The 13,198-nt window shown below is 74.7% G+C and carries 9 protein-coding genes; 3 read left to right on the top strand and 6 right to left on the bottom strand.

The features are described from left to right. Positions 1-21: 21 nt before the first annotated feature. From ACN27C_RS17615 to ACN27C_RS17605, 3 genes are read left to right on the top strand one after another with little or no spacing between them, the layout of a single operon-like run. A complete protein-coding gene (locus ACN27C_RS17615) occupies positions 22-1,077 on the top strand; it encodes an AAA family ATPase (RefSeq protein ID WP_013287615.1) in 1,056 nt (351 codons plus the stop codon). Between the two features lies 1 nt (position 1,078). Continuing rightward, positions 1,079-2,377: a DUF58 domain-containing protein gene (locus tag ACN27C_RS17610; protein ID WP_120568817.1), complete on the top strand. Its 1,299-nt coding sequence runs from the start codon at positions 1,079-1,081 to the stop codon at positions 2,375-2,377. A gap of 16 nt (positions 2,378-2,393) precedes the next feature. Beyond that, positions 2,394-4,862, top strand: coding sequence for a transglutaminase TgpA family protein (locus tag ACN27C_RS17605; protein ID WP_120568816.1), 2,469 nt, complete (start codon positions 2,394-2,396; stop codon positions 4,860-4,862). A gap of 806 nt (positions 4,863-5,668) precedes the next feature. Here ACN27C_RS17605 and ACN27C_RS17600 read toward each other — a convergent pair. From ACN27C_RS17600 to ACN27C_RS17575, 6 genes are all read right to left on the bottom strand, one after another. Further along, positions 5,669-6,082, bottom strand: a complete 414-nt coding sequence (locus ACN27C_RS17600) for a DUF3040 domain-containing protein (RefSeq protein WP_120568815.1) — start codon at positions 6,080-6,082, stop codon at positions 5,669-5,671. A 115-nt stretch (positions 6,083-6,197) separates the two neighbouring features. Continuing rightward, the gene (locus ACN27C_RS17595) at positions 6,198-7,457 is read right to left on the bottom strand and encodes a DNA polymerase IV (protein ID WP_422746831.1); all 1,260 of its coding nucleotides are present in this window, start codon (positions 7,455-7,457) and stop codon (positions 6,198-6,200) included. A gap of 107 nt (positions 7,458-7,564) precedes the next feature. Beyond that, on the bottom strand, positions 7,565-8,740 hold the full coding sequence (locus tag ACN27C_RS17590; RefSeq protein WP_422746829.1) for an alkaline phosphatase family protein: 1,176 nt from the start codon (positions 8,738-8,740) through the stop codon (positions 7,565-7,567). After that, a complete protein-coding gene (locus ACN27C_RS17585; RefSeq protein ID WP_252449252.1) occupies positions 8,737-9,468 on the bottom strand; it encodes a methyltransferase domain-containing protein in 732 nt (243 codons plus the stop codon). Before ACN27C_RS17585 ends, ACN27C_RS17590 begins: the two co-directional genes overlap by 4 nt. 31 nt (positions 9,469-9,499) lie before the next feature. Beyond that, positions 9,500-9,679: a hypothetical protein gene (locus ACN27C_RS17580; RefSeq protein ID WP_030500224.1), complete on the bottom strand. Its 180-nt coding sequence runs from the start codon at positions 9,677-9,679 to the stop codon at positions 9,500-9,502. Positions 9,680-9,775: 96 nt separating this feature from the next. Next, positions 9,776-13,126 (bottom strand): error-prone DNA polymerase, encoded by a 3,351-nt coding sequence (locus tag ACN27C_RS17575; RefSeq protein WP_422746826.1) that lies wholly within the window; start codon positions 13,124-13,126, stop codon positions 9,776-9,778. Positions 13,127-13,198: the final 72 nt, after the last annotated feature.

Genomic DNA, 13,198 nt, shown 5'->3' with positions numbered 1-13,198 from the left:
CAGGCGACGAGGAGGAGGCCCGTGACACAACAGACCTGGGACGAGGTGGGCGGTCTGCTGCCGCACGACGAGTTCCGCGCCGCCAGCGAGGCCATCGTGGCCAACATCGAGCAGGTCATCGAGGGCAAGACCGCCACCGTCCGGCTCGCCCTGGCGGTGCTGCTGGCCGAGGGGCACCTGCTCATCGAGGACGTGCCCGGCGTCGGCAAGACCAAGCTCGCCAAGGCGATGGCCCGGTCCATCGACTGCTCGGTCCGGCGGATCCAGTTCACCCCCGACCTGCTTCCCAGCGACGTCACCGGCGTCAGCGTCTACAACCAGGAGACGCACGACTTCGAGTTCCGCCCCGGCGCGGTCTTCGCCAACCTGGTGGTCGGCGACGAGATCAACCGGGCCTCGCCGAAGACCCAGTCGGCGCTGCTGGAGTGCATGGAGGAGCGGCAGGTCACCGTCGACGGGGTCACCTACCAGTTGCAGACGCCGTTCATGGTGATCGCGACGCAGAACCCGATCGAGATGGAGGGCACCTACCCGCTGCCCGAGGCGCAGCGCGACCGGTTCACCGCCCGCATCGCGATGGGCTACCCGGACCCGCGCGCCGAGCTGGCCATGCTCGACGGGCACGGCGCCACCGACCCGCTGCCGGGCCTGCGGCCGGTCTCCGACGCGGCCACCGTCCGCCGGCTGATCGGCCACGTCCGGCAGGTGCACGTCGCCGACGCCGTCAAGCAGTACGCGATCGACCTGGTCACCGCCACCCGGGAGGCGCCCGACCTGCGGCTCGGCGCGTCCCCGCGGGCCACGCTCCAGCTGCTGCGCACCGCCCGCGCGGTGGCCGCCCTGGAGGGCCGCGACTACGTCCTGCCGGACGACCTCCAGGTCCTCGCGGTGCCGGTGCTGGCGCACCGGATCATCCCCACCGCGGACGCGCAGCTGGCCCGGCGCACCACCGACGCGATCGTCTCCGAGCTGGTGCACCGCCTGCCGCTCCCGCACGACCGGCAGCGCTCGCCGTACGACACCCGGCCCGGCGGCGGCAACAACGGCCGCGGGCCGTACGAGCCGCGGAGGCCGTGACGTGCGTGACGGCCTGCGTGGGCTGACCACCCGCGGCCGCTCCTTCCTGGCGGCCGCGGTGGCCGCGGCGATCTCCGCCGGCATCCTGGGCGAGAAGGACCTGCTCCGGGTGGCGGTCCTGCTCGCCGTGCTGCCGCTGCTGGCCGCCGCGTACGTCGGGCGCAGCCGGTACAAGCTGGCCTGCAACCGGTCGCTGGAGCCGCACCGGGTGCCGGTCGGCGCCAGCTCCCGGGTGGTGCTGCGGCTGCAGAACCTGTCCCGGCTGCCCACCGGCACGCTGCTGCTGGAGGACCGCCTGCCGTACGCGCTGGGCAGCCGGCCCCGGGTGGTGCTGGAGCGGCTCGGCGCGCACCAGGCCAGCTCCGTGGCGTACACGGTCCGCGCGGACGTGCGCGGCCGCTACGAGGTGGGGCCGCTGGTGATCCGGCTGACCGACCCGTTCGGGCTGTGCGAGCTGACCCGGTCGTTCCCCAGCACCGACCACCTCACGGTGATCCCGCAGGTCACCCCGCTGCCCGCGGTGCGGCTGCCGGGTGAGTACGCCGGCAGCGGCGACAGCCGGGCCCGCTCGGTGGCGGTGCACGGCGAGGACGACGCCGCCACCCGGGAGTACCGGATGGGCGACGACCTGCGCCGGGTGCACTGGAAGTCCACCGCCCGCACCGGTGAGCTGATGGTGCGCCGCGAGGAGCAGCCGTGGGAGAGCCGGGCGACGGTGGTGCTCGACACCCGCGCCGCCGGGCACCGGGGCGAGGGCCCCACGGCCAGCTTCGAGTGGGCGGTCTCGGCCGCCGCCAGCATCGCCGTGCACCTGCGCGAGGCCGGCTACAAGCTGCGGCTGGTCACCGGCAACGGCGCCGACGTCGGGGCCACCGAGGCCGGCGGCGAGGGACTGCTGCTCGACCACCTCGCCGACGTGCACCTGGACCGGCGCGGCGAGATCACCACACTGGTGCAGCAGGTCCGGCAGCGCGCCGACGGCGGTCTGATCATCGCGCTGCTCGGCACGCTCGGCACCGCCGAGGCGGAGCTGCTGGCCGGGCTGCGCGGCAACGGCGCCACCTGTGTGGCGTTCCTGCTCGACAGCAACACCTGGCTCAACCTCCCGGCGAACGCCCGGACCGAGGCGGAGCGGGCGCACGGCGCCGCCGCGCTCGCGCTGCTGCAGAGCGGCTGGCGGGTCATCGGGGTGGAGCACGGCACCCGACTGCCGATGCTGTGGCCGCAGGCCGGGCGGGGCTCGCAGGGCTTCGCGCTGCGGGCGGCCATGGCCGAGACGGTGGCCGGCGGACGACGATGACCGGAAGGATGGTCCTGTGACCCCGCACCGCAACATCGGTTTCGTCGCCGCGGCGGCGACGCTGCTGGCGGCGGCCCCGCTGTCGGCGATCTTCGAACGCTGGACCTGGCTGATCCAGGCCGCCGTCGTGGTCGCCGTGGTGGCCGGCTCGGCCGCGTTGAGCCGGCTGGGCCGGATGCCGCTGTGGGGGCAGGTGCTGGCCATGCTGGCCGGGCTGACCCTGGGCCTGACGTGGGTCTTCCCCGGTGGCACCGAACTGCTCGCGTTCGTGCCGACCCCGGCCACGTTCGGGCACTTCGGCGACCTGCTCCAGACGTCGTTGCAGGACATGCGCTCGTACGGCGTGAAGGTGCCGGACGTCGACTCGCTGCTGTTCCTCGCGGTCCTCGGCATCGGCGCGGTCGCCGTGGTCGTGGACGTGCTCGCGGTCGGGCTGCGCCGGCCCGCGCTGGCCGGCCTGCCGATGCTCGCCATCTACTCGGTGCCGGTCGCGGTGTACGTGGACAGCGTCCCGGCCACCCCGTTCGTGGTGGGCGCCGCCGGTTACCTCTGGCTGCTGGTCACCGACAACGTCGACCGGGTACGCCGGTTCGGCCGCCGGTTCACCGGCGAGGGACGCGACGTGGACGTCTGGGAGGCGTCCCCGCTGGCCGCGGCCGGCCGGCGGCTCGCCGTGGTCGGCGTGATCGCGGCGGTGGCGCTGCCCCTGGCCGTGCCCGGGATGACCGGCGGGCTGCTGAACAACGTCGGCGCCGGGCCCGGCGAGGGCAACGGACGGCCGGGCCAGGGCGGCAGCTCGGGCCGGGTCGACCTGTTCGCGGCGCTCAGCGGCCAGCTCAACCAGAGCGAAGTGATCGATCTGGTCAAGGTCAGCACCAACGAGGCGACCCCGTTCTACCTGCGCCTGGGCGTGGTCGACGACCTGCGGCCCAGCGGCTTCCAGGCACGTGTGCCCACCGGGAGGTCGGTCGCCCGTGCGCTGGCCGACCCGGGCGACGACGCCCCGCGCGGCGTCGACCGGCAGCGCTACCGCGCCACCGTCGAGGTGACGAAGAACCTGAACATGCCGTTGCTGCCGGTCTACGCCGAGCCGACCAAGACCGACGACCTCAACGGCAACTGGCTGTACGACCCGAACCAGCAGGTCGTCTTCTCCAACCGGGACAACGCCCGCGGCAAGAGCTACTCGTTCGACTACGTCCGGTCCACCTTCAGCCCGGCGGCGCTGCGCGCGGCCCCGTCCCTGCCCTCGGACAGCCCGGTGATGCGGCAGCAAACCGAGCGGCCGTCCGTCCCGGCAGTCGAGGAGCTGGTCGCGGAGCTGGTCAAGGGCAAGTCGAACAACTACGACAAGGTCCGGGCGATCTACGACTACTTCTCGGTGGAGAACGGCTTCACCTACTCGCTGTCCACCCGCAACGGCAGCAGCGGGGAGGACATCACCGACTTCCTCGCCACCAAGGTCGGCTACTGCCAGCAGTACGCCGCGGCCATGGCCTGGCTGGTCCGGGCCGCCGGCATCCCGGCCCGGGTCGCGGTCGGGTTCAGCAACGGCAGCAAGGCCGACGGCGACGCGTACGTGCTGACCAACCGCAACCTGCACGCCTGGACCGAGGTCAACTTCGGTCCCGCGATCGGCTGGGTGCCGTTCGACGCCACCCCGGCGGCGGCCGTGCCGGGCTCGGTCCGCTCGGCGTGGGCGCCGGACATCGACGCCCCCGAGGAGACCACCCCCTCGACCGGCAGCACCAGCGCTCCCGACGCGGCCGGCCCGTCGGCCGGGCCGAACGAGGCGGACCGGCTCGACAAGGACACCGACCAGGGCCTGGCGCTGAACCAGGGCGGCCCCGCCGAGGAGAGCCCGGTCTGGCCGTGGTGGCTGGCCGGTGTGCTGGTGCTGCTGGCGCTGCTCGCCGTACCGGCCCTGCGCCGCTCCGCCCTGCGCCGCCGCCGGCGCGTCCGCGCGGTCGCGCCCGCGGCCACCGCGCTGCCGGTGCCGGGCCAGCGCGGCGAGACACGGCCGGTCGTGGTCGGCGTGGACGCCGAGGCGGCCCGCGCCGACGCGCACGCCGCCTGGGACGAACTGCTCGACACGCTCGTCGACTTCCACGTCCGCGTCGACCCCACGGAGACCCCACGGGCCACCGCCGAGCGGCTGGCCCGGGAGGCGCTCGCCGAGAGGGGGGACGCCGCGACCGGGGTACGCTTGCTCGGCCGCGCCGAGGAACGCGCCCGGTACGCCCGTGACCCGCTGACCGACGCCGGGTTGCCGGCGGCGCTGCGCACGGTCCGGGGCGCGCTGGCGGCGGGCGCGGATCGCCGTACCCGGCTGCTGGCCGCGCTGCTGCCCCCGTCGGTGCTGCAACGCTGGCGTACCGGTCTGGCCGAGCGGTCGGCCCGGGTGGTCACCACGAGCGGTCAGGTCCGGCAGCAGATGACGCGCTGGAGCCCTCGCCGCCTCCTGGCCGGCCGCCCCGCCCGCTGACCCCCTCCCCGCCCGCCCGCCCTCCTGCCCTCCTGCCCTTCCGCCCCCGCCCCTCCCGCCCCGCCCCTCCCGCCCTCTCATCGTTGATCAAGGAGTTTGTGTCCAGTTCCAGCCCCGCTGACGACACAAACTCCTTGATCACCGCTTCTGGGCCGCTGCCCCGCCCGGACGCACGCGAGATCTTGGTACGAAAGGGCCCCCATAGGGGCGCTTTCGTACCAAGATCTACGGCGGCGCCCGGGATACGGGCGGCGAATCCCGCCTGCCGGGCGGCGCGTGATTGAGGGGACGGACGGGCCGGGCAGCCCGCCGCCGCAGCGGTGGGTGAGCGCGTTGTTCGCCCAGCGTCCGGGTTATCCGCGATCTTGCAGTCTGCGCCCGGGTGAACGGGACATTCGGGGCACAGCTTGGACCGAAAGTGCAAGATCGCGCGGGAGACATCGGGGCGCGACGCGGGCCGGGAGTGCAAGATCGCGTGGGAGCGGACCGATTGAGCTACGGCAGGTGGCCGGGCAACTCGGGCAGGTGTGTCACGTTGAGGCGGGGAAGCTCTACGGTGACAGCCCGGGTGGGGTGCGAACCGGGCGCGCATCAACGTGCTGACGGAGGCGCGGCGGTGTCCACGGGAGGCGTACCGGGGGGTTGTGCCGCCGCGGCGGGACGGTGAACTCGATTTCGGGCACGACTGAGCGAGCGCCCTCGCCGCGTGTGCCGCGGCGACCGGCAGCAGGTCGCCCCGGCGGCGCTTGCCGACCTGCTACGGAGGCGCCGCCGGTTTCCCGCCCCGGTTCAGGGGCGGGACGCGGTCAGCGGTGGCCCTCCGGGCGCTGCCGCCAGCGGTCCTCCATCCGGTCGAGGAAGGAGCCCCGACGGCCACCACCACCGCCACCGCCACTGCGGCCACGGGGACGACGCCGGCTCGTTGTGCCGCCGACCACGTGCAGGTCGGGCGACTGGGATCGGCGGTGCGACTGCACCGCGTAGCCCAACGAGGCCAGCATGACGACGAAACCCGCCACGGCCACCGCAGGAATCTTGATCACGGCACCGTAGATCAACAGGGCCAGACCAGCGACGACCACGCCGGCAGCGACGAGCACGCGACGCCGCGCGTGGAAACGCGGGTCGCTGGCGCGCACGGCCGAGGCGAACTTGGGGTCCTCGGCAAGCGACCGCTCGATCTGCTCGAACAGCCGCTGCTCGTGCTCCGAGAGCGGCACGGCACTCCTCCCCGGTCACGTTGGTCGGCCCGGTCGGGCCGACAGACCGTGGCAGCCAACCGGCTGCTTACCCGCAAGTCTACGAGGGCCCCCGCGCGTCGGAAAGCGGGACGACCTACGGCCGGGCCGGTTTTTCGACTTGTCGTGTATCACGACGGCCGAGAAGACTGGCCGGACCTATGACGGACCGCCCGAATCGGGCAGCCGCGGCGTCGGCCGCCGCCTCCGCCTCGCGCCAGCCGCGCTCGGGCGCACCCAGGGTGAGCTGCTGCGGGGTCTCCCCGGCGGGGGCGAGACCTTCCATCCGGACACCGACCAGCCGAACCGGCTCGCCCGGGGCCAGCGCGCCCCACAGCGCCCAGGCCGTGTCGAACATCTCCCGCGCGGTGTCGGTGGGCACGGCGAGCGTGCGGGAGCGGCTGACCGTCCGGAAGTCGGCGAAGCGGACCTTGAGCGACACGGTGCGGCCCACCTGTCCGGCCGCCCGCAACCGAGCGCCGGCCTTGTCGGCGAGGGCGAGCAGGGACCGCCGGATCTCGTCCGGGTCGCTCACGTCGGTGTCGAACGTGACCTCCGCGCCGATCGACTTCTCCACCTGCTCGGGTGTGACCGCGCGCGGGTCACGCCCCCACGCCAGCTCGTGCAGGTGGGTGGCGGACGCCTCGCCCACCGCCCGGCGCAGCAGGCCCGCCGGTGCCTCGGCGAGGTCGCGCACGGTACGCAGGCCGAGGCGGCGCAGCGCGTCCGCGGAACGCTCCCCCACGCCCCACAGCGCGGACACCGGCAGCGGGTGCAGGAAGTCCAGCACCCGGGCGGCCGGGACCACGAGCAGGCCGTCGGGTTTGGCCCGGGTGGAGCCGAGCTTGGCCACGAACTTGCTCGGCCCCACGCCGACCGAGCAGGTCAGTCGCTGTTCCTCGGCGACCCGGCGGCGGATCAGGGCGGCGATGTCGGCGGGCCGGCCGAACAGCCGGCGGGCGCCCGCCACGTCGAGGAACGCCTCGTCCAGTGAGAGCGGCTCGACCAGGGGCGTGACGTCCCGGAAGATCCGCATGACCGCCCGCGACGCCTCGGTGTAGGCGGTGAAGTCGGGCGGGAGGTAGACCGCCCCGGGGCAGAGCGCGCGGGCGCGGGCGGTGGGCATGGCGCTGCGGACGCCGTACCGCCGGGCCTCGTAGCTGGCGGAGCTGACCACGCCGCGCGGCCCGACGCCGCCCACCACCACCGGCCGCCCGCGCAGCTCGGGCCGGCGGCGCACCTCCACCGAGGCGTAGAACGCGTCCATGTCGACGTGCAGGACGGTGCAGCCGGTGTCGTCGGCGTCCGGCCCGAAGCGCGGGTCACCGCCTCGGGGCAACGACTGGCTACGGCCCATGTCAGCAGGCTAGCCCGCCGGTCCGACAACCCCACGGCGACCGCCCGCCGGCCCCGGACGAGGCGGGCCGACCCGGGGGACAGCGCAGAGGCATGGACGAACCGGGGTCAGCCGCGGACCACCAGCAGCGGGATCGTCATCTCGGCGGCGGTGTCCGCGCCGTGGTACGCCACCAGCCGCGACGCCATCGGCGGTTCGGAGCGGGTGGCGACCACCGCGTACGTGTCGCGGCAGACCACCACCACGTCGCCGATCCGGGTCAGGTGTGCCTCGGGCACCGGCCCGAACCAGCCGGTCGCCACCGCCTCGGCCCGGGTCAGCACGTGCGCGGCCGGGCCCAGCACCTCGGTCCAGGCGGCCGTCAGGTCGGCCTCGGCACCCGGCTCGACGTGCAGGTAGCGGACGCGGGGCTCGCCGGCGACCACTCGTACCCCGGCCCGCAGGCGGGGGTCGGTGTCCAGGTCGATCCGGTGCGCGGCGGGCACGTCGAGCTGGCCGTGGTCGGCGGTGACCAGCAGCGCGGCGTCCGGCGGCAGCCCATCGACGAGCCGGGCCAGCAGCGTGTCCACGTCGGCGGCGGCGGCCCGCCAGGGCGCGGAGTCCACGCCGCTGAGGTGCCCGTGCCGGTCCAGGTCGGGGTGGTAGCCGGAGACGAGGGCGGGCCCGTCCCCGGCGGCGAGCGCCGCCAGCATCCGGGCGGCGAGCGCGTCGACGCCGGCCGCGCCCCGGTAGTTGCCGCCCCGGTTGGCGGCGAGCGTCAGGCCGCTGCCGGCGAACTCGGGACGGCTGACCACTGTCACGGCGACCCCGGCGGCACGGGCCCGCTGGTACCAGGTGGGCACCGGCTGCCAGCTCGCCGGGTCCGGGTCGCCGGCCCAGTCGACGTGGTTGAGCACCCGGTCGGTGCCGGGCACCCGGACCGTGAAGCCGAGTACGCCGTGCGCGCCGGACCCGGTGCCGGTGCCGAGGCTGACCAGGCTGGTCGGCGTGGTGGACGGGAAGCCGGTGGTGAGCGGCCGGCCGACGGTGGCGGCCAGGCCGGCGAGCGTCGGGGCGTACGGGGCGGCGGTGGGGATCTGGTACCAGCCGAGGCCGTCGACGAGCAGCACCGCGATCCGGCGTACCCCGGTCAGGCGCGGGGCCAGGCCGAGCCGGTCGGCCGCGCCCGGCACGCCGAGCAGCGCCAGCGCGCTGGGCAGCACGTCGGTCAGGGCGGCGCCGTCGTAGCGGGGCGCCACCCGGTCCAGCGGGCCGGGAGCCGGATCGGGGGCCGGGCCGGTCATGCCGGGCGGCGGGCGAACAGGTGCAGCTGGGCGGCGAGATCGCGGTACGGGGACCGGGCCGCCAGGGCGCGCTCCAGTTCCACCAGGGCGGCCTGCTGCCCGTCGGCGACCGCGGCCGGGAGCAGGTCGGCGAGCACCCGTACCCCGTGGATCTCCTCCACGACGAGGCCGGCGGCGGTGAGCAGCGCGCTCGCGTCGGTGGTGTCGTAGCGGCGGCGCAGCGTGTCCCGGCCGCCGGTGGTGCCGCGCGGGTCGGCGGCGAGCGCGGCGGCGGCGTCCAGTTGCCCGTTCATCGCCCGGCCGAACACGGCGGCGGCCCGGCCGGCGACGAGCACGCTCGCCGCGCCACCCGGGCGCAACGCGGTGACCAGCGCGGACATCACCGGTTCCGGGTCGTCGACCACTTCGAGGACGGAGTGGCAGAGCACCAGGTCCACGGTGGCCGGTTCGACGAGTCCGGTGAGCGCGTCGGCGTCGCCCTGCGTCGCGCGTACCCGATCGGCGACCCCGGCCTCGGCGGCCCGGCGGGTCAGCGCGGCGAGCGCGTCGGGGCTGGCGTCGACCACGGTGACCCGGTGACCGGCCTCGGCGAGCGGGACGGCGAAGCCGCCGGTCCCGCCGCCGACGTCGAGCACGGAGAGTCGTTCGCCGGCCCGCCGGTCCAGCTCGGCCCGGAGCACCGACCAGATGACGGCGGTGCGGGGGGTGAGGGTTCGGATCTGCTCCACGCGCCGAGCCTAGTCACCCCCCGGCCCGGGTTCAGGACTCGCCGCCGCCGGCGGGGTCGTCCTCGGCGCGAGAGCGCTGGTCGTTGGCCACCGGGCCGTCGGTCACCTGGTATTCCCGCGGCTCGGCCTCGTGGGTGGGCGCCCAGTCGGCGCCGAGGCGGGTCCGTCGGGCGTTGGCTACGCCACCGGCGTACGTGCGGTGAAAGGTCATCGGTTCATCCCCCATACCCCGGGTGGGCCGCTCTGCCCACCCGCGTCGGGAGTCTCCCGCCTCCGGCCCGGAGAAACCGTAATGTGGATCACTCCATCAACGGAAATCCCTGGATGCCGGTGTGACGGGGGGCTCGATCGCGTCCAGCCGGTCCGCGGTGAGGTTCGTGACGCCCTCATGCCGCTGCAGCCGGCCCCGCACCACCAGTGCTCCGCTGGTGCGGGCGATTCGACGGTATCTCTGCCACAACCCCGGGGAGCAAGTGACATTCAGCATCCCGGTCTCGTCCTCCAGGTTGAGGAACGTGACGCCGCCGGCGGTCGCCGGACGCTGCCGGTGGGTGACGATCCCGCCGACCCGGATCCGCTGCCCGGGCGGCACCTGGCCGAGCCGGGCAATCGGCACCGCGCCCAGTTCGTCGAGCCGGTCCCGGATGAACCGGGCCGGGTGGCTCTCCGGGGACAGGCCGGTGGCCCAGACGTCGGCGACCAGGCGGTCCACCGCGGCCATGCCGGGCAGGGTGGGCGGGTCCGCGCCGGTCACCGTGCCGGGCAGCCGGCCGGGCCGGTCCTGGGCCGCCGCGCCGGCGGCCCAGAGGGCCTGCCGCCGGGTCAGCCCGAAACAGGCGAAGGCGTCAGCGGTGGCCAGCGCCTCCAGCTGCGCGGCGGTGAGACCGACGCGGCGGGCCAGGTCCGGCATGTCCCGGTACGGCCCGTGCGCGGTCCGCTCCGCCTCGATCCGCTCGGCCACGTCCTCGCCGAGGGTACGGACGCTGCCCAGCCCGAGCCGTACCGCCGGGCCGCCCAGCCCCCAGGCGTGCGGCGGCTCGCCCGGCACGCTGCCCCACCGGGTCTGCGGCGTGGACTCCAGCACCGCCTTGGCGCCGCTGGCGTTGATGTCCGGCCGGCGCACCTCCACGCCGTGCCGGCGGGCGTCGTCGGCGAGCGTCTGCGGCGAGTAGAAGCCCATCGGCTGGGCGTTGAGCAGCGCGGCCAGGAACGGGCCCGGGTGGTAGCGCTTGAGCCACGAGCTGGCGTACACCAGGTAGGCGAAGCTCATCGCGTGGCTCTCCGGGAAGCCGTAGCTGGCGAACGCGGTGAGCTTGCGGTACACGTCGTCGGCCAGCTCGCCGGTGATGCCCCGCTCGGCCATCCCGGCGTAGAGCCGGTCGGCGATCTGCGCCATCCGCTCCACCGAGCGTTTCGCCCCCATGGCGCGGCGCAGCTGGTCGGCGCCGGCCGCGTCGAACCCGGCCAGGTCGATGGCGAGCTGCATGAGCTGCTCCTGGAACAGCGGTACGCCGAGCGTCTTCTCCAGCGCGTTGCGCATCAGCGGGTGCGCGTACGTGACCGGCTCCTGGCCGTTCTTGCGCCGGATGTACGGGTGCACCGAGCCGCCCTGGATCGGGCCGGGCCGGATCAGCGCCACCTCCACCACCAGGTCGTAGAACTCGCGCGGCTTGAGCCGGGGCAGCGTGGCCATCTGGGCGCGGCTCTCCACCTGGAACACGCCCACCGAGTCGGCCCGGCAGAGCATGTCGTAGACCTCGGGGTCGTCCAGGTCCATGTCGCCCAGGTCGAGGCTGGACCCGATCAGGTCGTAGCCGTAGTGCAGCGCCGACAGCATGCCGAGGCCGAGCAGGTCGAACTTGACCAGGCCGACGGCGGCGCAGTCGTCCTTGTCCCACTGGAGCACGCTGCGGCCGGGCATCCGGCCCCACTCCACCGGGCACACCTCGATCACCGGCCGGTCGCAGATCACCATGCCGCCGGAGTGGATGCCCAGGTGCCGGGGGAACGTCTGCAGCTCGTTGGCGTACGCGACCACCTGCTCCGGGATGTCCGCCACGTCGACCGCGGCGACCGAACCCCACCTGTCGATCTGCTTGCTCCAGGCGTCCTGCTGGCCGGGCGAGAAGCCGAACGCCTTCGCGACGTCGCGCACCGCCGACCGGGGCCGGTACGAGATGACGTTGGCGACCTGGGCGGTGTGCTCCCGGCCGTAGCGGGCGTAGACGTGCTGGATGACCTCCTCCCGGCGGTCGGACTCGATGTCCACGTCGATGTCGGGCGGGCCGTCGCGCTCCGGGGCGAGGAACCGTTCGAACAGCAGCCGGTGCCGGACCGCGTCCACGTTTGTGATGCGCAGCGCGTAGCAGACCGCCGAGTTGGCCGCCGAGCCCCGGCCCTGGCAGTAGATGTCCTGCGCGCGGCAGAACGCGACGATGTCGTAGACCACCAGGAAGTAGCCGGGGAACCCGAGGTCTTCGATCATCCGCAGCTCGTGTTCCAGCTGCGCGTACGCCTCCGGGTGCGCCTCGGGCGGGCCGTAGCGCTCGCGGGCGCCGTCCATGGTCAGCCGGCGCAGCCAGCTCATCTCGGTGTGCCCGGGCGGCACCGGGTACGCCGGCAGCTTCGGCGCCACGAGCTGGAGGTCGAAGGCGAGTTCCGCACCGTATTCCGCGGCCCGCGCCACCGCGCCCGGGTACGCGGCGAACCGCGCCGCCATCTCCGCGCCGCTGCGCAGGTGGGCGGTGGCCGCGGCGGGCAGCCAGCCGTCGATCTCGTCGAGGCTGCGCCGGGCCCGTACCGCGGCGACGGTGGTGGCCAGCCGCCGCCGTCCCGGGGTGGCGTAGTGCACGTTGTTGGTGGCGACGGTGGGCAGCCCGGCCGCGGCGGCCAGGTCGGCGAGCGCGTCGTTGCGGTCGGCGTCGACCGGGTGGCCGTGGTCGGTCAGCTCCACCGCCACCGTCTCCGCGCCGAACAGCGCGGTGAGCCGGTCCAGTTCCCGGGCCGCCGCGTCGACGCCCTCGGTGAGCAGCGCGGCGGGCACGTGCCCCTTGCGGCAGCCGGTGAGCACCAGCACGTGGTCGCGCAGCTCGTCGGCGATCTCCTCCAGCTCGCCGTAGACCGGGCGGCCCTTCTCCCCGCCGCGCAGCTGGGCGCGGGAGATGGTGGCGGCCAGGCGCGCGTACCCCTCGTGGCCGTGCGCGAGCACCAGCAGGTGCCGGCCGAGCGGGTCGGGTTCGCCGTTCTGCGGGCCGGGCAGCCCGAGGGACAGTTCCGCGCCGAAGATCGTCGGCAGCCGCAGCGCGCGGGCCGCCTCGGCGAAGCGCACCACGCCGTAGAAGCCGTCGTGGTCGGTGACGGCGAGCGCGGTCAGCCCGAGCCGGGCCGCCTCCTCGGCCAGTTCCTCCGGGTGGCTGGCCCCGTCGAGGAAGCTGAAGTTGGAGTGCGCGTGCAGCTCCGCGTACGGCACCACGCCGTCCGGGCGGTCCAGCTCCGGCGGCCGGTATTCCTGGCGTTTGCGGCTCCACGCCGGTGAGTCGCCCCCGTCGGCGTCGACCGCGAGCGGGTCGACCACGTGCAGGTGCCGCTCGCCCTTGGCCCGCCCGGAGAGCACCTGCTCCAGCTTGGACCACGGCATCTTCGGGTTGTGGAAGCTCACCGGCGCCCGCCTCGCCCTGCACCCGAAAGCCCGAGATCTTGGTACGAAACGGCCCCCAGAGGGGCGCTTTCC

Source organism: Micromonospora sp. WMMD1219 (genome assembly GCF_049315215.1).
GTDB lineage: Bacteria > Actinomycetota > Actinomycetes > Mycobacteriales > Micromonosporaceae > Micromonospora > Micromonospora tulbaghiae.
Note: the sequence above shows the minus strand (reverse complement) of the source record. Positions and strands in the feature narration are given on the sequence as shown.